This window comes from Neisseria dentiae, from assembly GCF_024580525.1.
Taxonomy (GTDB): Bacteria; Pseudomonadota; Gammaproteobacteria; order Burkholderiales; family Neisseriaceae; genus Neisseria; species Neisseria dentiae_A.
The window spans coordinates 1-21898 of sequence record NZ_JANIKQ010000017.1 but is presented as its reverse complement, the minus strand read 5'-3'; the positions used below and the strand labels follow the sequence as shown (position 1 = coordinate 21898).

Sequence of the window (21898 nt, the reverse complement as noted above, 5' to 3'; positions counted from 1 at the left end):
CTTTTTGAATGTTGCAAAGGTTTCAGGCCGTCTGAAAGTTGTTTTCAGACGGCCCGGGCAGATTTTGGCGTGATGTTTGATTGCGGATTACGTTATTACCGCCGGAGCAAACCAATGCGGGGGCAAGTTCCGCCCACTTTGCCGCTATGCGGTTTATGAGAAATCATCGGGATCCAAATTGATCGAAGCCGCATACTTTTGCAGCACCGCTTCCAAAATCTGCCGGTCGGCAGGGCGCAATTCGCTGCGCTTGACGATATGCTCTTCGCGGTCGGTTTTCAGTGTAAGGCGTTTTTCCCGCGCCTTGAAACACAACTGCGCATAGGGCAGGCGGGCGGCTTTGCCGTTGGCGGCGGTTAGGGTGCAGCCTTCTTCGTCTAAGAAAATATGGCGGTAATGCCGCTGCCCGGCAAACGTGATCAGCAGCGGAAACTCGCTTTTTTCAAACGCCTGGAAATAAAGCGCATAGCCGAATTGCGGCTGCCGGCCGGCTTCGGCCGACAAGTATTTCTGCCTGCGCGAAATCAGATGGCTTTCGCCGTTGAACGACAACATTCCGCCCACCGGATATTGCGCTTCAAATGCCGCATCGTGCAGATTGCCCTGCCGTGAAAACACTCCGGCGCAGCCGCTCGTGTCGGCGAAAAGCTGGGGTGCCAGCGGATGGTTGTCGCTGTGGAACGACAGGCTGTAAACCGCGTTGCCGCGCGCTTTTTTACGGCTGCCGGAAACGGTTCGGAAAACCAGGAATGCGAAAACGGAAAGGATAGCTGCGAGAAATGCCGGATTGCCCCAAATGCCGCTCATATCGACGTTTCACCTTAAATATACGGACGGCGGCATTATAATAACAGCATTTTTATATCTCAACGGCATTGGTGCGAACGGATTTTCAGACGGCCTGAGCGGGTAAGGTGGGGCCGTCTGAAAACTTTTCAGACGGCCTGCCGTTTTATTTCCCCGCCAATTTTTTCAACACCGTTTTCACGGTGTGAATCCGCGTTTCCACATCGTCCGACACTGCGCCCACGCGCAGTTTGTCGGGGCCGGCCATGCGCCAGTTTTTGTTGCTCTGCATCAGCATGATGATGTCGGCGGGGTCGCGGTTGTGGTTTTTGCCGAAGGTGAGGGTAACGGCTTCGCCGGTGGCATCAATCGCGTCTATGCCCATCGCTTTGGCGCTTAGGCGGATGCGGTGGCTTTCGATCAGGGTTTTCACCGGTTGTTCGGGCAGGCCGAAGCGGTCGACCAGCTCTTCGTGCACGGCGTTGATTTGCGCTTCGGTTTCGCAGGTAGCGAGTCGCTTGTAGAGTACCAGCCGTTCGTGAATGTCGGGGCAGTAGCTTTCGGGCAGGAGTGCAGGGCTGTGCAGTTTGATTTCGGTGGTCACACCCAAAGGCGCGTCCAAATCGGGCTGGCGGCCTTTTTTGAGGTCGCGCACGGCCTGTTTGAGCATTTCGGTGTAGAGCGTGAAGCCGACCTGCATCATTTCGCCGCTCTGGCCTTCGCCGAGAATTTCGCCGGCGCCGCGGATTTCCAAATCTTGCATCGCCAGCGTGAAGCCGGCGCCGAGTTCGTCTGCCGCCGCAATCGCGTCGAGCCGTTTTTCGGCGTCTTTGGTGATGTATTCGGGGGTGAGCAGGTAGGCGTAGGCTTGGTGGTGGCTGCGGCCGACGCGCCCGCGCAATTGGTGCAGTTGTGCGAGGCCGAATTTGTCGGCGCGGTTGATGATGATGGTGTTGGCGTTGGGGATGTCGATGCCGGTTTCGATGATGGTGGAACACAGCAACACGTTAAAACGCTGTTGCAGAAAGTCGCGCATCACCTGCTCCAGCTCGCGCTCGCGCAACTGGCCGTGGGCGACGCCGATGCGCGCTTCGGGCAGCAGCGTTTCCAGCCGTTCGCGCATATTTTCGATGGTTTCCACTTCATTGTGCAGGAAAAACACTTGCCCGCCGCGCTTGAGTTCGCGCAGTACGGCTTCGCGCACGCTGCCTTCGCTGAAGGGTTTGACAAAGGTTTTTACTGCCAAACGGCGGCTGGGAGCGGTGGTAATCAGTGAGAAATCGCGCAGCCCTTCCAGCGCCATGCTGAGCGTGCGCGGAATCGGCGTGGCGGTGAGGGTGAGAATATCGACGTTGGCGCGCAGGCGTTTGAGCTGTTCTTTCTGGCGCACGCCGAAGCGGTGTTCTTCGTCGATAATCACCAGCCCTAAGTTTTTGAATTTGATGTCGTCCTGCACCAGTTTGTGGGTGCCGATCACAATATCCACCGTGCCTTCGGCCATGCCTTTGAGGGTGGCGGTGGTGGTTTTGCCGCTGTTAAAGCGCGACAGGCTGGCCACTTTCACGGGAAAATCGGCGAAGCGGTCGGCAAAATTCTGCGCGTGCTGCTCCACCAGCAGGGTGGTGGGGGCAAGCACGGCCACCTGTTTGCCGCCCATTACCGCCACAAACGCGGCGCGCAGCGCGACTTCGGTTTTTCCGAAGCCGACGTCGCCGCACACCAATCTGTCCATCGGCTTGCCTTGGGTGAGGTCTTTCAGCACCGCGCCGATGGCAGCGGCCTGATCTTCGGTTTCTTCGTAGCCGAAGCCGTCGGCAAAGGCTTGGTAATCCTGTTCGTTGAAGGCGAATTTAAAGCCTTCCTGCGCCGCGCGTTGGGCATAGAGGTTGAGCAGTTCGGCAGCGGTGTCGCGCGCTTTTTCGGCGGCTTTGCGCTTGGCTTTGCTCCACGCGCCGCTGCCGAGTTTGTGCAGTTGCACGTTCTCATGTGCCTGGCCGGAATAGCGGCTGATCAGGTGCAGCTGCGACACCGGTACATAAAGCTGTGCTTCGCCCGCGTATTCAAGCAGCATCATTTCGCTGACGCCTTCGCCCAAATCCATGCCCACCAAGCCCATATAGCGGCCGATGCCGTGTTCTTCGTGCACCACCGGGTCGCCGATATTGATTTCGGCCAAATCGCGCAAGAGGCCGTCTGAAACCTGCGCGTGCTTTTTGCGCCGCACATTGCGGCTTTTGGAGACGTATTGGTAGAGGTCGGATTCGGTGATGACGGCAATCGGTAGAGTAGGTCGGGCATTCATGCCCGACGGGGTTTGTGATGCGGCATCGGTGTCGGGCATGAATGCCCGACCTACTATTGTCTGAAAGCCATAAGCCAGCGGCGTCACCGTAATCGCCAGCGGCGCATCACTGCTTAAAAACGCCTGCCAGCCATCCACGCTTTTTGGTTTCAGGCCGTGTTGGGCGAAAAAACCGAGCATGGTTTCGCGCCGCCCCGCGCTTTCGGCGGTGAGCAGAATGCGGCCGTTAAAGGCCGTCTGAAAGTTTTGCAGCGCGGCGAGCGGGGTTTCGGACTGGCGGTTCACCGCCACATCGGGCAGTGCGTGGCGCTTGCCGTTCAAATCGGGCAGGATTTGGCCGTAGGCTTTCAGACGGCCTGCAAATTGGTCTTCGCTGAGATACAAATGCTGCGGGGGCAAAGGCGGATAGGTTTCGTCGCCCTGTGCCATCGCAAAGCGCGATTTTACGTCCGCCCAAAAGCGCGAGGCTTCGGCGTGCACGTCGCCGATGCAGACAAACAGCGCCTCGTCGCCGATGTAGTCGAACACGCTGGCCAACTCGTTTTCAAAAAACAGCGGCAGATAATATTCCACCCCTGCACCGAAATGGCCGCTGCTCACCGCCTTATACACGGCGGCGGCGTGATGGTCGGCGTTGATTTCCTCGCGGAAACGGGCGCGGAAGATTTTTTGCGCGTCGTCGTCGGTGGGGAACTCGTGCGCCGGCAACAGGCGGATTTCGGAAACCGGCGCGATGGTGCGCTGCGTATCGGGATCGAAGGTTTTGATGCTGTCGATTTCGTCGCCGAACAAATCCAAGCGGTAGGGCAGCTCCGAACCCATCGGGAAAATATCCAAAATGCCGCCGCGCATGGCGAATTCACCCGAGGCCACCACGTTGGAAACATGGCTGTAACCCGCGTCGACCAGATTGCCGCGCAAGGCTTCGGCATCGAGCGTCTGCCCCGTTTTCAGCCAAAACGTGCGGCCGAGCAGAAACGACACCGGCGCGAGTTTCTGCATGGCGGTGGCCACAGGAACGATCAACACGTCGGCCAAACCGCTTTTCACCTGCCACAACGCGGCCAAACGTTCCGACACCAAATCCTGATGCGGCGAAAAGCGCTCATAGGGCAGCGTTTCCCAATCGGGCAGAAACACGGCCTGATCCTGCGGGCGAAAAAACTGCCAAGCAATCTGCAAGCGCAGCGCCTGCTCGACATCTTGTGTGAGAATCACTTTCAGCAGTTTTTCAGGCAGGCTTTGTGTTAACGCCCACGGCAGGCTGCCGCGGGTTAAATCCGGCCAGCGGGATTTTTGCGAAGGGGCGGGGATGGGGTGGTTCATAACGTTATCGGCAGCAGTTTAGGGTCTGTTGACAATTGACCGGCGAAGCGGTTTTTTGAGGCAAAAACCGCGTATGCAAGGCAAAAAGCGCAGCAAGGTTGAACACCTTGCGAGCATTTTTAACGCCGCAGACGGGGATTTTTGACCAAAAATACCGCCGTTGCGTTAATTGTCGACAGACCCTAGGCCGTCTGAAAGGTTTTCAGACGGCCTGTGGTTGGGAAACGGCGGTATTTTACCATGTATTGCAGGCGGTTCAGGCTGCGTTGCGGCGTGCAGAGGCTTTACACTTTGCACGAAACATCGTTAGCATTATGAAAGCAGGCATCAGGCCGTCTGAAAACCGTTTTTATCATTTTAAGGAATAACATGAACACCGTAAAAATCAAAAATACCGTTTTGGGCGAGGGCAGCCCGAAAATCGCCGTGCCGTTGGTGGCAAAGGATTCAGACGGCCTGCAAGCGGCATTGCAGGATTTGCAGGGCTTGAGTTTCGACGTGGTGGAATTCCGCGCGGATTTTCTCGAACGGGCGGCTGATGCGGGGTATGTGATGGATTGTTTGCGGCAGGTGCGCGCAGCGCTGCCCGATACGCCGCTGCTGTTTACGTTCAGGCGGGCGGAAGAGGGGGGCGAATGCCCGGTTTCTCAAGAGGTTTATTTTGGGCTGGTGCAGGCGGCCATACGCTCGGGCTTGGCGGATATTGTCGATATCGAGCTGTTTGCGGGCGATGCAGAGGTGAAGGAAACGGTGGCGCTGGCTAAGGCGCATGGTGTGGCGGCGCTGTTGTGCAACCATGATTTTTATGAAACGCCACCGAAAGAAGACATTATCGCGCGCCTGCAAACCATGCAGGATTGGGGGGCGGATATTTGCAAAATCGCCGTGATGCCGCAGTCGCCCGCCGATGTGCTGGTGCTGCTCGATGCCACGCAAACGATGTTCGACCGATATGCGAAGCAGCCGCTGGTTACGATGGCGATGGGCAAAATCGGTGTGATCAGCCGTTTGGCGGGGGAAACGTTCGGTTCGGCGATGACGTTCGGCGCGGCGAAAAAGGCGTCGGCGCCGGGACAGATAAATGCCAATGATTTGCGTGCGATTTTGAATATTTTGGCTGGCTAAGCCGCCGGTGGAAAGTTTGAGGCCGTCTGAAAAGGTTCAGACGGCCTTGTTATTTAATGCGCCAGCGCGTTTTGCTGCACGCATTCCGATTCGGGGGTGAGGTTTTTGATGGTTTGGTCGAACTCGACCACATATTGTTCCAGCAGGTAGGGGCGCAGCAGGCTGAGGGTGCGGCCGATGCCGCGCACTTTAGAATCTTCGCTCAGTTTGGCGCGGCCGCGGATGGAGCCGTCGAAGTCGAACCAGTATTTGGTTACTATCCACATATTCACCGCCAGATCGTTCATGGCGGTTTCGTCGGCCTTGATGATGTTGAGGCCGTTGAGGCGGGTGAGCAGGTTGACCAGCAGCGGCGACACTTTGGCTTGGGTGAAGTTGTTGTGTTCGCCCAAAAGCTCGGCGCTGCGGGCGAGCAGGGTGTTAACGTCGCTGAAGAGGAAGCGGTAGCGCCACATCACGTCGTAAATGCCCGACATATACCCCACGGCTTCGCAAACGCCTGCGGGCAGCTCGGCGTTTTGCAGGTAGCCGAGCAAATCGTCGCTGTAGCGTTTGAAAAGCTGCACGATGATTTCGTCTTTGTTGCGGAAGTGGTAGTAGAGGTTGCCGGGGCTGATGCTCAGGTGGGCGGCGATGTGGTTGGTGCTGATGTTGCGCTCGCCTTCTTCGTTGAAGAGAACGAGCGCGGACTCGATAATACGCTGATATGTGTTTTGTTTGCTGTCTTTCGCCATGAGAAAACTCCTTATTACGGCATTACGGCGTTTTTATTAATTCTATCGGCGGTGATTATATCAATAAAAAGTATTTATGCTCTAAAACTTCTTGTTTTTCAGACGGCCTGTGTGTGGTTTCACGCATGAAAATCTGCCGGCAGCCAGTTGGGTTCTGCCTGCAAAGCCACGCCGAAGGCTTGCTGCACGGTGCGGCAGATGTGTTGCGCCAATGCGTAAACATCTTGTGCCTCTGCCTGTTGTTTGTTTACCAAAACCAGCGCCTGTTTGTTGTGAACGGCCGCGCCGCCGATTTGGAACCCTTTGAGGTTGCAGCGGTCGATCAGCCAGCCTGCGGCCAGCTTGACCGAACCGTCGGCCTGCGGGTAGTGCGGCATGGCGGGATGCTGCGCCAGCAGTTTCTGCGCCGTTTGCGCATCTACCACGGGGTTTTTGAAAAAGCTGCCCACGTTGCCCAGTGTTGCGGGGTCGGGCAGTTTGCTCGAGCGGATAAAGCACACGGCGTCGGACACGTCTTTCGCCGTGATTTTGCGCCCCGCGCAGGCTTGCTCCACCACCGCGGCCAAGTCGCCGTAGCGCACATTGGGGCGGAAGGTTTCGCTTAGGGCGAACACCACGGCGGTAATCACATACCGCCCTTTGCCCGCTTGTTTGAACAGGCTTTCGCGGTAAGAAAAACGGCAGTCGGCGTTATCGAGCGTAACAAAGGTGCGGGTATCCAAATCGAAGCAGCGCACGCTGTGTATCACGTCTTTCACTTCCACGCCGTAGGCGCCGATGTTCTGCACGGGCGACGCGCCCACGCTGCCGGGAATCAGGCTCAGGTTTTCCAGCCCGCTCAAGCCCGCTTCGAGCGTGTGCAGCACGAAGTCGTGCCACACTTCGCCCGCCTGCGCTTCTATATAAACGAGGCCGTCTGAACGGGAAAGTTCGCGGATTCCTTTGTTTTTTACATGAACTACCAAACCTTGATAATCACGCATCAGCAGAATATTGCTGCCGCCGCCCAGCCACAGCACGCTTTCGCGCTCGAATGCGGGCAGTTTCACGATTTCGTGCAGGTCGTTTTCATGTTCCAGCACCGCAAAATCACGCGCGCGGGCTTTGAGGCCGAACGTGTTGAGCGGGGTTAAATCCACATCGTGCATCACTTGCATCACAACATCCTTTTACGCGCCGCTTCTTTGCGGCTGCACCATTCCAAATACCAAACCAGCAGCACCGCCGCCACCGAAAGCGACAGCACCAGCGCCGTCCAAAAACCGTAAATGCCCATATCCAAGCCGTAGGCAAGCGCATAGCCGGGCAGCAGGCCGAATCCCCAAAACGCCAACGCGTGTATCAGCATGGGCACTTTGGTCATTTTATAGCCGCGCAGCGCATAAGAAGCCACGCATTGGGTGCTGTCGGCAAGCTGGAACACCGCCGCAAACAGCAGCACGGCAGCGGCGATGCCCAACACGGCGGCATCGTCGGTGTACATGCCCGCCAGCGAATAGCGCAGCAGCACCAGCAGCACGGCGGTCAGTGCGGCCAGCACCAGGCCCAGCACCAGCGACACGCCCGAAATATAACGTGCCCGCACATATTCGCCGCGGCCGAGCGAATAGCCCACCCGCACCGTGCCCGCCGCCCCCACGCTTTGCGGAATCATATAAATCACACCGGTGAGGCTGATCACCACCTGTTGCGCGGCGATATAGTCTTCGCCCAACGGGGCGATTAGAAACACGATAAACGAAAACAGGCTTGCCTCGAGAAAAAACGACAAACCGATGGGCGCGCCCAGCTTCCAGATTCTGCCGAAAGCGCCGGCATGGGGGCGGCTGAAACGGGCGGTTAAACCAAAGCTGCGGAAATAAGACTGTTTGGCCACATAAAGCCACAACACCGCCGCATTGAACCAAAACACCAGCGCCGTGGCCAAACCGCAGCCCGCGCCGCCCAGTGCCGGCATGCCGAATTTGCCGTACACAAACATATAGTTAAGCGGAATATTCAGCAGAAACGCCAAAAAGCTCACCACCATAATCGCGCGCGGGCGGTTGAGGCTGGAGGCATAAGCGTGCAGGGCGCGGTGCACCATCGCGGCAGGCATGGCCAGGCCCACAAACAGCAGATAATGCCCCATCATCCGCTCCACCTTGTCGCTCAGGGTCAGAAAATGCTGGAACAGCGGCACCGCCGCCCACAGCAGCAGCATACCGATAATCCCCAGCATGATGCCGAACCAGATGCCCTGCCGCCCCGTTTCGCCCACTTCGGTGGTTTTGCCCGCGCCGAACAGATGGGCGATCATCGGGTTGAGCGCCGTCATCACCCCCAAAAAGGTGATATACACGGTAGCAAACGCGCTGCTGCCCAGCGCCACCGCCGCCAAATCGTCTTTGCCCGCGCCGCCGGCCATCACCGTATCGACGAAACCGATGCCCACCTGCGCCACCTGCGCCAGCAGCATGGGCAGGGCCAGCAGGGAGAGTTTTTTGATTTCTTTGTTGAAAACGGGAAAAGAATAGCGGTTTAAATCGAGAAGCATAGGTTCGGTTGTGTATAGGGCAGGGCGCAGCCGGAAATTTTAAGCGTCGTTAAAGTTTTCAGACGGCCTGAGACCTTTGCAAAACCCCCATCTGCGGCGCATTTCTGCGTTGTGCGCTGCTCGCTCGCTTGCCTATCTATCTGATATGTCTGCGCTCGCTGCGCTGCTACGCCTTGAACTGCATCCACATCTGGGGGTTTTGCAAAGGTCTCGGCCTTTACCCCATCGGACCGGCCGTCTGAAAACGCGGCGTGTAGTGTAACAAAAAAAGCCCCGTTTCGGGCGGATTTGCAATTGACAGGCCGTCTGAAACATTACACACTCTGCCGCTTTAAAACCGCCCGCAACGTTTGCCCGCAATGAATTGGAACGACCACCTGCAAGCCGCATTGGAAGCGCGCGCCCAAGCGCAGGCCTACCGCCGCCGCACAGTGCGCCGTGCCGATACCGCTCCGCCTTATCTGGAAAGCGGCGGCGTGCGTTATCTGAACTTTGCGGGCAACGATTATCTCGGCCTCAGCCGCGATGCCGCCGTGATTGCTGCCTGGCAGCAGGCGCTGGCGGATTACGGCTGCGGCAGCGGCGGCTCGCCGTTGGTGAGCGGCCACACCGATGCCCACGAATATTTGGAAACACAGCTTGCCGGCTGGCTCGGTTACGAACGCGCCTTGCTGTTTCCCAGCGGTTATGCCGCCAATCAGGCCGTGCTGCTCGGCCTGCTGGGCAAAGACGACGTGCTGCTGGCCGACAAACTCTGCCACGCCTCGATGCAGGAGGCCGCCGCCCTTTCCCCCGCCGTTTACCGCCGTTTCGCCCACCAACGCTACGAAGTGCTGGAGCAGCAGTTGGCCGCCGTGCAAGGCAGGCGTGTATTGGTGGCGAGCGAAGGCGTGTTCAGCATGGACGGCGACAAGGCCGACATAGGCCGTCTGAACACCCTGTGCCGCCAATACGACGCTTGGCTGCTGATCGACGACGCCCACGGTTTCGGCGTGTGCGGCCCGCAGGGGCGGGGCAGCGCGGCGGAGGCGGGCGAACAGCCCGATATTCTGGTGGTAACTTTCGGCAAAGCCGCCGGGCTGATGGGCGCGGCGGTGTTGTGCAGCCGCACCGTGGCCGAATATCTCGTTCAATTCGCCCGCCACCTGATTTACAGTACCGCCTTTCCGCCCGCGCAGGCCGCCGCCTTATCCGCCGCAATCGAGCGCATCAAAGCTGCCGACGGTTTGCGCGTCAAGCTGCAACAGCATATCCGTTTTTTTCAGACGGCCTTGGCACAGGGCGGTTTGGCAGAACGCCTGCTGCCGTCCGAAACCGCCATCCAACCCTTCTTGTGCGGCAGCAACGAAAGTGCCCTGGCCGCCGCCGAAGCATTGCGCCGCCGCGGCCTCTATGTGCCCGCCATCCGCCCGCCCACCGTGCCGGCAGGGCAGGCGCGGTTGCGCATCACTCTCAGCGCAGCCCACGAAACGCAGCATATCGAAGCATTGGTCAAAGGTTTGCAAGATGCCGTCTGAAACCCCGCACAAACAGCAAATCGCCCGCGCATTCAGCCAGGCCGCCGCCACCTATGACGCAGCGGCCGCCTTGCAGCGCGAAGTGGGCGGCCGTCTGCTCGCCATGCTCGAAGCACGCTTTTCAGACGGCCTTCACGGCAAAACCATACTCGATATCGGCGCGGGCAGCGGCTGGTTCGGCAAAGAGATGCAGGCACGCGGCGCAACCGTTATCGCCCTCGATTTGGCCGAAGGCATGCTGCGCCACACCGCCCGCCACCGCCGCGCCGCTTGCTGCCTGCTGGCCGACGCCGAACGGCTGCCGCTGGCCGACAACAGCGTCGATGCCTGCTTCAGCAGCCTGGCCGTGCAATGGTGCGACCTTTCCGCCGCCGCCGCCGAAATGCGGCGCGTAACCCGCAACGGCGGCATGGTGGCCACCGCCACCGTCGTCGAGGGCAGCCTGCACCAGTTGAGCGGTGCCTGGCGGGCGGCCGACAGCGACGCACACACCAACCCGTTTCTCGGCGAGGCCGAAATCCGCCGCGCTTTCGGCTGCTTTGCGCACACCCAAACCGAAACCCGCACCCACACCCAAACCTTCGCCGATCTGCAAGACTTACTCCGCAGTTTGAAAAACATCGGCGCCAATCACATCGGCAACCGTGAAAACAAGGGTTTGACCGGCAAACGGCGTTGGCAGCGGTTTTGCGCGGCCTATGAAACCCTGCGCCGCCCGGACGGCCTGCTGCCTTTGGATTACCGGATCGCTTATATATTGGCGGGGGATTGAAACAGTGCGGCAAACGGCAGGCCGAGACCTTTGCAAAACCCCCATCTGCGGTGCATTTCTTCGTTGTGTGCTGCTCGCTCGCTTGCCTAACTCTATGTTATGTCTGCACTCGCTGCGCTGCTACGCCTTGAACTGCATCCACATCTGGAGGTTTTGCAAAGGTCTCAGGCCGTCTGAAAGAATATTTCAGACGGCCTGCCGCCATATCGGGGAATGAAATTACATATCAAGCCCGCGCCGCCCCGTGCGGATATGGCCGAAGTTTGTTTTACATCAATTAGTCTTGCCGGCTAACGTTTTCATTAAACTAAACTAATTGATTTCTGCCGAGAGTTTGATATGATGTGCCACAAAACTGACATCGGTGTCATACCCGCCGGGCATGATGCGATAAAAGCGCAACCCAACGACATTTAACTACAGGAAGAAAATCATGCAAGTGAAAAACGAAGCCATGTTGATTACCTATGCCGACAGCCTGGGTAACAATCTGAAAGATTTGAAAAACGTATTGGAAAAACACATGAAGGGCGTGATCGGCGGCGTGCACATCCTGCCGTTTTTCCCGTCTTCCGGCGACCGCGGTTTCGCACCGATGGACTACACCAAAGTCGACCCCGCATTCGGCGGCTGGGAAGACGTGAACGCACTGGCGAAAGATTACTACCTGATGTTCGATTTCATGGTGAATCATATTTCCGCCCAATCGCCTTATTTCCAAGACTTCCAACAGAAAAAAGACGATTCCGAATGGCGTAACCTGTTTATCCGTTATAAAGAATTCTGGCCCAACGGCGAGCCTACCGAAGAGCAGGTGGATTTAATCTACAAGCGCAAACCGCGCGCGCCTTACCGTATGGCCGAATTTGCTGACGGCACCAGCGAAAAAGTGTGGTGTACTTTCGACGAGCAGCAGGTCGATTTGGACGTTACCCACCCCGTTACCAAAAAATTCATCAAAGACAACCTCGAATTTCTGAGCAAACAGGGCGCGGCGATTATCCGCCTCGACGCGTTCGCCTATGCCAACAAAAAAATCGGCACCAACTGCTTCTTCGTGGAGCCGGAAATCTGGGAAACCCTGAAAGAATGCACCGATGTGCTCGACGCGCACAACGTTACCGTGCTGCCGGAAATCCACGAGCACTACACCATCCAGCTCAAAATCGCCGAGCATGATTATTACGTTTACGATTTCGCCCTGCCCATGCTGGTGCTGCACACCCTGTTCAGCGGCAATGTCGACCGCCTCGTGCATTGGATGGAAATCTGCCCGCGCAAACAGTTCACCACTCTCGACACCCACGACGGCATCGGCGTGGTGGATGTGAAAGACCTGATGACCGACGAAGAGTGCGAAGCCACCCGCGAAGCCCTTTACGCCCAAGGCGCCAACGTGAAGAAAAAATATTCCAGCGCCGAATACAATAATTTGGACATCTACCAAATCAACTGCACCTACTATTCGGCTTTGGGCAACAACGACCAAGCCTATATTCTGGCGCGCGTGCTGCAATGCTTCGCCCCCGGCATCCCGCAAATCTATTATGTGGGCCTGCTTGCCGGCGAAAACGACATCGAACTTTTGGAAAAAACCAAAGAAGGCCGCAACATCAACCGCCACTACTATTCTTTGGCCGAAATCGACGAAACCGTGAAACGCCCCGTGGTGCAGCAGCTTTTCAACCTGCTGAAATTCCGCAACACTTCCAAAGCCTTCGACGGTGAGTTCTCCGTGAAAGCGCTGGGCGAAAAAGAGCTGGAAATCGTGTGGAACAATGCCGCCGCAGGCGTATCGGCGAAACTGGTTGCCAACACCGGCGACAAAACCTTCACCATCACCGAAACCGTGAACGGTGAGAGCAAAGAAATCACGCTGTAAAAGGTTCGATATAGTGAATTCAATTACTTCAGTACAAGGCAGCAAGCCGCAGACAGTACAAATAGTACGGAACCGATTCTGTTGCCGCTTTAGCGGCTTACAAAATCGTTCTCTTTGAGCTAAGGCGCAGCAACGCCGTAATGGAGTAAGTGGATTCACTATAACAACCGTAAAGGCCGTCTGAAAGCACCAGCACCGCATAAATTGCGGTTCGGGCTTTCAGACGGCCTTAAGGTATTTAAGGCATCGGCTATATAACCAAATACGACAAGCATAAAACCAAGCATTCTTTCCTTTTTTCAGACGGCCTGTATAAAGTAGCGCCGTTAATATTCCCGCTAAGGAACCATCATGACCGCAACCCGCCTGTTTTCTTTTGCCGCACTGTTCGGAACCGCCCTGGCCCTGTCGGCCTGTTCGCCGAAAGCCGAAGAAAAGCCCGCCGCATCCGCTTCCGCCGCTGAAAACCAAAGCGCAGCCGGCAACGGCATCAAGCTTTTAAACGTGTCTTACGATGTGGCGCGCGATTTTTATAAAGAATACAACCCGCTGTTTATCAAAGAATATCAAGCCAAACATCCGGGCGCCGAAATCAGCGTGCAGCAGTCGCACGGCGGCTCGAGCAAACAGGCGCTGGCCGTAGCCAACGGCTTGCAGGCCGATGTGGTTACCATGAACCAAACTTCCGATATCGAGCTTTTAGAGAAAAAAGGGCTGGTGAAGGCCGACTGGCGCAGCCGCCTGCCCGATAACGCCGTGCCGTTCACCAGCACCACCGTGTTCCTCGTGCGCAAAGGCAACCCCAAACAAGTGCGCGATTGGGCGGATTTGGCCAAAGACAACCTGCAAATCGTGATTGCCAACCCGAAAACCACCGGCAACGGCCGCTATGCCTTTCTCGGCGCATTCGGTTATGCGCTCAAAGCCAATAACGGCGACGAAGCCAAAGCCAAAGAATTTACCGCCAAGCTGCTGAAAAACGCCCCCGTGTTTGAAAACGGCGGCCGTGCCGCCACCACCACGTTCACCCAGCGCAACATCGGCGACGTGCTGATTACCTTTGAAAACGAAGCCAACCACGTGAGCCGCGTGCTGGCGCCCAACCAGTTTGAAATCGTGTATCCGAGCTACACCATTCTGTCGGAAAGCCCCGTGGCCGTGGTGGACGGCGTGGCTGAGAAAAAAGGCACCGAAGCGGCGGCAGGCGAATACCTGAACTATTTATGGAGCGAACCGGCGCAGGAATTGGCCGCCAAACTCTACCTGCGCCCGCGCAATGCGGCGGTGCTCGAAAAACATAAGGCCGATTTCCCCGCCATTGAAACCTTCAAACCCAACGATGTGTTCGGTTCGTGGGAGGAAATCATGAAGAAATACTTTGCCGACGGCGGAGTGGTAGATCAATTGTCGGCCAAGAAATAACAGGGTTTTTACCGTAATCCTGAAAATAAAACAGGCCGTCTGAAACGTTTCAGACGGCCTGTTTTATTTGCCGCGCCTAATCGAAAAACGTGCCGGCTTTCACAAAGCGCTGGGCGTAATAAGGTTTGTCGAGCCGTTCGGTGCGCACGGTGCTGCCTGAGCGAGGGGCGTGGATAAATTCGCCGTTGCCGATATACAGCCCCACATGGGAGATACCGCGGCCGGAGGTGTTGAAAAACACCAAGTCGCCGCTTTTGAGCTTGCCCGGGCTGATTTTTTTGCTGGCTTCGGCCATTTGGCGCGAGGTGCGTGGGATGTTGACGTTGAGGGCGTTTTTGTAGAGGTATTGGATCATGCCGCTGCAATCGAAGCCGCTGTCGGTGGCGCCGCCCCAGCGGTAGGGGGTGCCGACCAAATCCATGCTTTGCAGAATCAGCTCGCGGCCGCCGTCTTCTTGGCTGATGTGTTTGATGCGCACGGGCTGCACGCTTTTGGCGGCGTGGGTTTTGGGTTTGCTGCGCGGCGAAGAGGTGCTGCCGCACGAGGCGAGGGCGAAAGCGGCGGCGGCGAGTGCGGCGGTGCGCAGGATGGGGGTGATATTGGGCATGAAGGTTCCTTAGCCTGTGGTAACTTGATTTAGTGCCTGCCGGCGCGTTTGGGTTTGTGTGGAAATGTTTTTCTGTGCAATAAGTGATTAATAAGCGGCAGGCCGTCTGAAAAGTTGCCGGCGGGGTTTTCAGACGGCCTGCTATTGCGTTGCGCCTGCCGCGATGTTGTCAGCGGCGCGGCAGCCCTTTTGCCAGGGCTTTGTCGGCGCGTTTGACGGCGAGTTGCTCTTTCCAGCCCATATAGCGTTGGCGGTAGCGCGCTTTCATGAAGTTGTCGAATTTGCGCTGTACGGTGAGGTTCCACACGCTGTGGGCTTTGACCGCCCAGCTTTCGTCCCATGCGCGCAGCGAAAGGGAAAACGAGCCGTCGAGGTATTTCATCCAGTGCCACCAGCCGGTGGGCATAAACAGGGTGTCGCCGTATTCTAGATGGCATTCTATGCCTTCCACGCCTTCGAGTGCGGGGAAGCGGGCAGTATCGGGGGCTTCTACGCTGTAGTCTTCGAGCGCGTAGGTGGCGAACGGGATTTGGTAGAGCCGCTCTTTCCATTTGTAGTCGAACAAAATGATGTGTTTGCGGCCGAAATGGGTGTGGAAGATATGCGCCATGTCGATATCGTAGTGCAGAAAGGTTTCGGAACCTATGCCGCCGAAAAACATGGTGGGGTATTTGTCGAGAAAACCGCCCATCAGGTCTTTGGGGAACACATAATCGTTGAGCAGGGAGGGGGCGTGTTTGATGGGGTCGAACAGGAAAATGCGCAGGTCGGTAGGCTCGCGTTTGATTAAGTCGATGTAGTCGCTGAACTTCATCTCGGCGCTGGCGGCGTTAATCGGCGCGGCGGGGTCGGCTTTGCTGCTGTCGTAGAGCGGCACGATGATGTCGCCCACGGCTTCTTTCATGTAGTCGAGCGACCATTTTTCATAGGCCGGCCAGCTTTTGCTCATGTTTCTGATTACAAGCGGGCGGCGCGGTTTGAGGTATTTTTCGCGGAATTCTTCGCGGCTGATGTCGTCGACCGTGTCGATCGGGGTTAGTTTGAAGCCCATGCTGTTGTTTTCGGTTGCTTGAAAATATCAAAACGGCGATTTTATTAAAATTTTGCGGCAGCGCAAACTGCCGGCACAGTAAAAAACCGTTGCTTTTGCATGAAATCAATATGAAAGGTTGCGAAGGCCGTCTGAAAAACGTTTGCCGTGCAGACGGCCTCGGTGTTTTGCGGTTTAGCCTTGCGGATGCAGGGCTTCGGTGATGCGGTTGCGCAGCCAGCGGGCGGCGGGGGCGAGTTCGCCGGAAAGCATGCCGGTTTCGCCGGTTTCGGAATCTTTCAACACATCGGCTGCGGCACCGTGCAGCCACACGCCGCCGCAAACGGCTTGCTCGGGCGTAGTGCCTTGCGCCAGCAGGCTGCCGATGATGCCGCTCAGCACATCGCCGCTGCCTGCCGCCGCCAGGCCGGGGTTGCCGCTGCGGTTGGTGTGGAGCAGGCTGCCGTCGGGAGCGCACACTAATGTGTGGCGGCCTTTGAGCACGGTGTAGGCGTTAAACAGGCGGCTGATGCGGACGGCGGCCTGTTCGCGGTTTGCCTGCACATCGGCGGTGGAAGTGCCGAGCAGGCGGGCGGCTTCGGCGGGGTGGGGAGTGAGAATCAGATTGCCGCGTTTGCCTGCCTGCGCGGCTGCTTCGGGGTGGCGGGCCAGCAGGGTGAGGGCATCGGCATCGAGCAACAGCGGGTTGCCGTCGGCAAGCTGTAGCTGGGTGTGCAGCACAGCGAGGGCGTTTGCACACAAATCCAAACCGCAGCCGAGCACCCAAGCGCTGATGTCGCCGCGTTTTTGCAGCTCGGGCGCGGTCGAAAGCATGATTTCGGGGCGCTCGGGAATAACGGGAAGCGGCAGGGCGCTTTGGTTGAAACCTGCCCACACTTTGCCGCAGCCGTTATAAATGGCGGCCACGGCGGCCAGAATCACGGCGCCGCTCATGCCCGCCGCGCCGCCAATAACTGCCAGCGTGCCGTGCGTGCCTTTATGGCTCTCGGCCGTGCGCGGCACGAAAAGCTGCGGGAAGCGGGCAGCGGCTTCCAACTGGGCGGCAAAACGTTTACTTTGGTAAGGGCTTGAAAACATCATGATTCCTGTGCGTAAATCTATTAAAATTAAACCGCAAAAAGTTTTCAGACGGCCGAATGCTTATGGGAAGGCCGTCTGAAAACGGCACAAACCACCATAAAACCATCATATAAGAACGAAAGCGGATTATGAAGCAAAAACTGAAAGTTTGGGATTGGCCCACGCGGCTTTTCCATTGGACGCTGGTGTTGGCCATTGCCTTTATGTGGTACAGCGCCGAAACGGGCGGCAACCTTTTGATATGGCATTTGCGCGTGGGGCTGCTGATATTGGGGCTGATTGTGTTCCGCATCTGCTGGGGTTTGTGGGGCAGCGACACGTCGCGCTTCGCCAACTTCGTGCGCGGGCCGGGGCAGATTGTGCGCTATCTCAAAGGCGAAATCAGCGAAAACGAACAGCCCGGCCACAACCCGCTGGGCGCGCTGATGGTGCTGGCCCTGCTGGCGGCGGTGCTGTTTCAGGTAACGACAGGCTTGTTTGCCAACGATGAAAACACCTTCACCAACAGCGGTTATCTGAACGGTTTGGTAGGTGACGATCTGGGCGGCACGTTACGCACCGTGCACGTTACCTTTTTCAATGTGCTGCTGGCGTTAATCTGCATACACGTTGCCACGATTTTCATTTATAAATTTCTGAAAAAACACGATTTGATTAAGCCCATGATCACCGGTTACAAATCAATCGAGGGCAAACTGCCTGCGCTGTCGTTTGCAGGCGGCGGAAAACTGGCGGCGGCTTTGGCTGTTGCCGCTGCCGTTGTGGCGTGTGTGTTGTTTATCGGTTCGGCGGGCGGATAAAGCCTGATTAAAAACCGGAGTGTTATAAAGGCCGTCTGAAAATTATTTCAGACGGCCTTTTCGTTAAAAATCCTATTAATCAATATCTTAATAATTGAAATCGAAACTTTGGTTTCAACTGCTTAAATAATCAGCTATTTGTTTTAGGTGTTTAATGGTTTTTAGAAGGCTGCCTCGTGCTTTTTACTGTTGATTTACCGTTTAAAAACGGTTGGACTACCGCCCACACGGCAGGGAAGTTCTCTGTGAAAACGGGATGGGCAGCGTTGGGGATAACGGCAAGCTGTGCGTTTGGCATGGCTTTATAAGCGGAAATAACGCTATCCAACGGTGCATTTTGATCGAGTTCCCCAACAACCAGTAAGGTTGGCACGGCAATCTTAGAGAAAAAGCGGGTATCTAGATTAACGCTATTATAATAGGCATTCATGGCGGCCAAATCCCGATTGATTGCTGCCTCGCTACTGCGGCGCAAACGGATTTGCTGTTGCCAATATGCTGCATCGAGTTTCTTTAAATCCTCCAGCGTAAGGTTGAAGTTACGTGCTCCTTTTTTCCATTCGCCGGCGCCGATGGCAACGAGTTTTTTCACTTTGGCGGGATATTGTCGGGCGAAAAAATAGCCGGTATATGCGCCGTCACTAAAGCCGATAATATCTACTGGTTGTGCGTTTATTTTTGCCAGCACCCGATTCAAGTCGTCGGCTTTTTGTAGGTAAGTGGGCGGTTTGGTGCCGCTTTCGGATTGGCCATGCCCGCGGGTGGAAACGGCAATTACTTGATGGTTTTTCGCCAGTTGGTCAATGAATTGCCCCATTTCCAAAGTGGATCCGACCATTCCGCCGTGCAATACAACCACCGGCGAACCCTTGCCGTATATTTCGTAATAAATCCGTGTGTCGCCGGTTTGGATAAAATGCCCCGCCTGCGGGTTGAAACCGTAGGGCCGGCTGCTTTGGTAGGCATTTGCCTGTTGCCCGAAATAACGCAGCTGCTCCGCATGGGCAAAAGCCGAAGACAATACCAGCATTATCTTCAACGCCGCACTGATTTTTTTGAACGAGCATTTCATGTTGCTTCTCCTTGCATGATTACATATCGTATTGTGCTTTTCTCACAAAATATCGGTATTAGGTTTGATTGCCGTATAGCCGGATTCTACATTTTCAGATGGCCTTTATTCCGCCGGTTTATCAGAAAACACCATAAGGGCAAGGAATCATATCTGCCGCATCCGGTGATGTTTTAACGGCAGACTTTGCCTTCCGTTTCGCCCATGAATTTGTCCAATTCGGCGGCAAGGTCTATATCCGTGCGTTTGGCCAGCACCATCAGCCACCACACGCATTCGGCGAGCTTGTGTTCCAGTTGTCCTTCGCTGTTGCTGGCCGGCCAGCGCTGCTGTTGCGCCATGGTCAGGCGGCCGACTAGTGCGGCATCGGTGAGAAAGGCGAGCGCATCTTCTTCCACCGTCCAGCGCGAGCCGTGGTGTTGATCTTCGAGGCGGTGGTAGCCTTGGCGGATGCGTTCGGCCTGCGCCAGCAGTTGTTTGAAGGTCGGGTCGGTCATGATGGGTTCCTGATTGCGAGAGAAGGTTACTGTTTCACCACGGCAATGCCCAGCCGTTGCAAGGCATCGATTGCGGGCTGCGAAACATGGTCGCCGCGTTGGGCGGATTTTTGATACCAATACACCGCCTGCTGCATGTCTTTGGCCGTGCCGATGCCGTTTTCATAGCAATAGCCCAGCCAGTATTGGCCGGTGATGTCTTTGCCGGAAGCGCGGCTAAAGGCGGCAAAGGCTTGCGCGGGGTCTTGGGCAACACCGTAGCCGTTCAGATAGGCCAGGCCGATATAGCGGTCGGCTTTGAAAAAGCCTTGCGCGGCGGCTTGGCGGAACAGGGGCAAGGCGGCGGCGTAATCTTGCGCGTTATAGGCGGCCAGCGCTTGGTCGAACACGGCTTTCGCCTGTTCGTGCTGCGCGCTGGGCGCTTCACGGCTGCCGGTGGGGGTTTGGTTGGCGCAGGCGGCCAGTGCCAAGGCGCATACGGATATCCATTTTTTCATCGGCATGATCCTTATCCATCATCTTTTTTTCTGGGCAAACAGCCATTCGCGTATCGGTTCGATGCTGTAAGCGATGCGCCAGGTATTGCGGTGCCCGCTGGCACCTTGGCGGCTGTCGGTTGGGCGGAACACGCTGTCTTTCACGAAGACGGTGTAATACATTTGGGCACGTTCGGCGGTTAAATCGTCGTAGGCGAAGCGGTATTGGTCGGCGTTCCATTTGCCGTCCCACACAGCGCGGCTGATTTTTGCGCCTTGCTGTTGCAGCCGTTCGGTAATGGCGTTGAAACTGGGGAAAGCGCCTAAATCGTCTTCCGATGCCATCCACCACACTGTGTTTTTCGCCATCGGCGCCACCAAATCCGCGCCCCATTTGCCGGCCACCAGATAGCTGGCGGCGAAGAAATCCGGGTATTTGATGTTCATGGCGGTGGCGGTCATGCAGCCGCCCGACTGGCCGGTGGCATAGAGGCGTTTGGGGTCGATTTTGTGTTCGCGCATCAGTTGGCGGATGAGGTTGATGGTGGTATCGAGATATTGGGACGTGCGCCAGTCATCATCGGCGATGATTTCGTCGTATTGCGGTGCCAGCACATAACAGGGGCGCTTGGCCTGCTCGGCAGGGTCTGCCCAAATCACCGCGCCCAAACCTTGAAACAGCGTGGCGCGGGTTTGTTCGCTGGTGACGCCCGCATCGTGCATAAACAGCACCAAGGGCAGCCGCTGCGTGGTGTTTTCGGGAACAAACAGGTTGTATTTCAACGTTTTGCCGGTTGCCGCATCCTGAAATTCGGCTTGGCGGAAGCTGTCGACAACCAGATTGGCCACGGCGGCGGTGTTCAGGGTTTTACCGTTGGCAGTAATGCTGGCCGCAGCGTCTTTGAAACGGATGGTCTTTTTCATTTTCTGCCCCGCCACCCAGTTGGGCTTGCCGCCCTGCATCTGCGGCTTGGCCTCTTCGGGGCTGCCTTCGTACACATCTTCCTGCAAGGAAGTATCGGCATCGTTTTCCGCAAGCTGCACAATCACAAACCTGCCGCTTTCAGACGGCGTCAAGCCGACGGACCGGGCGGCGAATACTTTGCTGACGGTGCGCCCGGCCACACTGAAATCTTTGGCATTCAGTGCGGCGGTGTCGACCGCTTCGGGGTAGGCCAGCGCAACGGCCATCAGCTTCACGCCGTCGCCGAACACTTGGGTAACGGCGGTGGCTTGGGTCGGCGCATTGGCGGTATTGGCGGCGGCGCGGGCGAAAACCGGTGCGCCCACGGCAAGGGCGGCGCCGGCGGCGGTTAATAAAAATTCGCGGCGTGAGGGCATCAACAATTCCTGTCTGAAAAATTTGAAACGGGAAGATTATACACCTCTCGGGACGGCGCTATCGGGTTAGGGATTAGGCCGTCTGAAAACTTTACACCTTGACGGGTAAAGCGTTTTTTTAGAAGCGATGATACACGGGTTTGTTTGGGCGCAATCCACGAGCTCGCTCCACCCGAAAACGGCTTCCGCCAAAAATCCACTTTCCGGTGCCCGAAAAACGCCCCGAAAGCGATTGCCGACGGCCATACCTTGCATTTTGCGATTGAAGTGGTGAATGGGATTAAAGATGCGATGGCATCGGCACGCTAAACTGCCGTGATTCCAAGGCCGTCTGATTTGTTTTTACCGGCTCTCTTGCCGCCGGAATTTGAGTGTTGCGTTTGATATGCGAGAATGTAAGGTGTAGGAAATGGTCGGGTTGTTTACACAACAGGTTGAGAAAAATAAGCCTGTAAAACCTCAAAAGGGGTGTCGCCTTTCAGGCTCTTGTGGGGCTTGACGGTGTTATAAAAGTTAACAAAACGACATAACTCTTTTTGCCGGTGTGCCGAATCCTTAAACGGATGCTTGTC

General features: G+C 56.6%; 21 protein-coding genes and 1 pseudogene. 9 read left to right on the top strand and 13 right to left on the bottom strand.

Features of this window, described 5'->3' with window-relative positions:
* Positions 1-153: 153 nt before the first annotated feature.
* Both NQ012_RS10140 and mfd read right to left on the bottom strand, forming a co-directional pair.
* Positions 154-807 (bottom strand): hypothetical protein, encoded by a 654-nt coding sequence (locus NQ012_RS10140; RefSeq protein ID WP_257067492.1) that lies wholly within the window; start codon positions 805-807, stop codon positions 154-156.
* Between the two features lie 145 nt (positions 808-952).
* Positions 953-4414, bottom strand: a complete 3462-nt coding sequence (mfd, locus tag NQ012_RS10135; RefSeq protein ID WP_257067491.1) for a transcription-repair coupling factor — start codon at positions 4412-4414, stop codon at positions 953-955.
* Between the two features lie 369 nt (positions 4415-4783).
* On the opposite strand from mfd, the gene aroD reads away from it, so the two are divergent.
* Positions 4784-5539 (top strand): type I 3-dehydroquinate dehydratase, encoded by a 756-nt coding sequence (aroD, locus tag NQ012_RS10130; RefSeq protein WP_257067490.1) that lies wholly within the window; start codon positions 4784-4786, stop codon positions 5537-5539.
* 53 nt (positions 5540-5592) lie between these two features.
* Here aroD and NQ012_RS10125 read toward each other — a convergent pair whose 3' ends face one another.
* From NQ012_RS10125 to NQ012_RS10115, 3 genes are all read right to left on the bottom strand, one after another.
* Positions 5593-6273 (bottom strand): TetR/AcrR family transcriptional regulator, encoded by a 681-nt coding sequence (locus NQ012_RS10125; RefSeq protein WP_257067489.1) that lies wholly within the window; start codon positions 6271-6273, stop codon positions 5593-5595.
* A 119-nt stretch (positions 6274-6392) separates the two neighbouring features.
* A complete protein-coding gene (gene murB / locus NQ012_RS10120) occupies positions 6393-7430 on the bottom strand; it encodes a UDP-N-acetylmuramate dehydrogenase (RefSeq protein ID WP_257067488.1) in 1038 nt (345 codons plus the stop codon).
* On the bottom strand, positions 7430-8809 hold the full coding sequence (locus tag NQ012_RS10115; protein WP_257067487.1) for an MATE family efflux transporter: 1380 nt from the start codon (positions 8807-8809) through the stop codon (positions 7430-7432). Before NQ012_RS10115 ends, murB begins: the two co-directional genes overlap by 1 nt.
* A 67-nt stretch (positions 8810-8876) precedes the next feature.
* Between NQ012_RS10115 and NQ012_RS10110 the strand changes: the two genes are divergently transcribed.
* From NQ012_RS10110 to NQ012_RS10085, 6 genes and pseudogenes are all read left to right on the top strand, one after another.
* Positions 8877-9071, top strand: a complete 195-nt coding sequence (locus NQ012_RS10110; protein WP_257067518.1) for a lipoprotein signal peptidase — start codon at positions 8877-8879, stop codon at positions 9069-9071.
* 97 nt (positions 9072-9168) lie between these two features.
* On the top strand, positions 9169-10326 hold the full coding sequence (gene bioF, locus NQ012_RS10105; RefSeq protein WP_257067486.1) for an 8-amino-7-oxononanoate synthase: 1158 nt from the start codon (positions 9169-9171) through the stop codon (positions 10324-10326).
* Positions 10316-11098, top strand: a complete 783-nt coding sequence (gene bioC / locus NQ012_RS10100; RefSeq protein WP_257067485.1) for a malonyl-ACP O-methyltransferase BioC — start codon at positions 10316-10318, stop codon at positions 11096-11098. Before bioF ends, bioC begins: the two co-directional genes overlap by 11 nt.
* Before the next feature lie 30 nt (positions 11099-11128).
* A pseudogene (locus NQ012_RS10095) lies at positions 11129-11275 on the top strand (lipoprotein signal peptidase).
* A 256-nt stretch (positions 11276-11531) separates the two neighbouring features.
* Positions 11532-12980 carry a sucrose phosphorylase gene (gene gtfA, locus NQ012_RS10090; protein ID WP_257067484.1) on the top strand — a complete coding sequence of 483 codons (1449 nt, stop codon included), beginning with the start codon at positions 11532-11534 and terminating at the stop codon, positions 12978-12980.
* 366 nt (positions 12981-13346) lie between these two features.
* Entirely contained in the window at positions 13347-14402 is a 1056-nt protein-coding gene (locus NQ012_RS10085; protein ID WP_373566650.1) for a sulfate ABC transporter substrate-binding protein, read from the top strand.
* A 76-nt stretch (positions 14403-14478) separates the two neighbouring features.
* On the opposite strand, the gene NQ012_RS10080 is transcribed toward NQ012_RS10085, so the two are convergent.
* The 3 genes from NQ012_RS10080 to NQ012_RS10070 all read right to left on the bottom strand — a co-directional run bounded on the left by NQ012_RS10080 (position 14479) and on the right by NQ012_RS10070 (position 17140).
* The gene (locus NQ012_RS10080) at positions 14479-15000 is read right to left on the bottom strand and encodes a C40 family peptidase (RefSeq protein WP_257067517.1); all 522 of its coding nucleotides are present in this window, start codon (positions 14998-15000) and stop codon (positions 14479-14481) included.
* Between the two features lie 178 nt (positions 15001-15178).
* Positions 15179-16060, bottom strand: coding sequence for a cupin-like domain-containing protein (locus tag NQ012_RS10075; protein ID WP_257067482.1), 882 nt, complete (start codon positions 16058-16060; stop codon positions 15179-15181).
* A 174-nt stretch (positions 16061-16234) separates the two neighbouring features.
* Positions 16235-17140: an NAD(P)H-hydrate dehydratase gene (locus NQ012_RS10070; RefSeq protein WP_373566649.1), complete on the bottom strand. Its 906-nt coding sequence runs from the start codon at positions 17138-17140 to the stop codon at positions 16235-16237.
* A gap of 128 nt (positions 17141-17268) precedes the next feature.
* On the opposite strand from NQ012_RS10070, the gene NQ012_RS10065 reads away from it, so the two are divergent.
* Positions 17269-17940, top strand: a complete 672-nt coding sequence (locus NQ012_RS10065; RefSeq protein WP_257067481.1) for a cytochrome b/b6 domain-containing protein — start codon at positions 17269-17271, stop codon at positions 17938-17940.
* Between the two features lie 151 nt (positions 17941-18091).
* Here NQ012_RS10065 and NQ012_RS10060 read toward each other — a convergent pair whose 3' ends face one another.
* The 4 genes from NQ012_RS10060 to NQ012_RS10045 form a co-directional block, all read right to left on the bottom strand.
* On the bottom strand, positions 18092-19012 hold the full coding sequence (locus NQ012_RS10060; protein WP_257067480.1) for an alpha/beta fold hydrolase: 921 nt from the start codon (positions 19010-19012) through the stop codon (positions 18092-18094).
* 173 nt (positions 19013-19185) lie between these two features.
* On the bottom strand, positions 19186-19509 hold the full coding sequence (locus NQ012_RS10055) for a hypothetical protein (protein ID WP_257067479.1): 324 nt from the start codon (positions 19507-19509) through the stop codon (positions 19186-19188).
* A 26-nt stretch (positions 19510-19535) separates the two neighbouring features.
* Complete coding sequence (locus NQ012_RS10050) at positions 19536-20006, bottom strand: tetratricopeptide repeat protein (protein WP_257067478.1); 471 nt, start codon at positions 20004-20006, stop codon at positions 19536-19538.
* An 18-nt stretch (positions 20007-20024) separates the two neighbouring features.
* On the bottom strand, positions 20025-21326 hold the full coding sequence (locus NQ012_RS10045) for a PHB depolymerase family esterase (RefSeq protein ID WP_257067477.1): 1302 nt from the start codon (positions 21324-21326) through the stop codon (positions 20025-20027).
* A 144-nt stretch (positions 21327-21470) separates the two neighbouring features.
* On the opposite strand from NQ012_RS10045, the gene NQ012_RS10040 reads away from it, so the two are divergent.
* Positions 21471-21635: a hypothetical protein gene (locus NQ012_RS10040; RefSeq protein WP_257067476.1), complete on the top strand. Its 165-nt coding sequence runs from the start codon at positions 21471-21473 to the stop codon at positions 21633-21635.
* A gap of 113 nt (positions 21636-21748) precedes the next feature.
* Here NQ012_RS10040 and NQ012_RS10035 read toward each other — a convergent pair.
* Positions 21749-21898, bottom strand: a 150-nt coding sequence (locus tag NQ012_RS10035) for an integrase core domain-containing protein (protein ID WP_257065795.1), incomplete at its 5' end; no start/stop codon positions are given.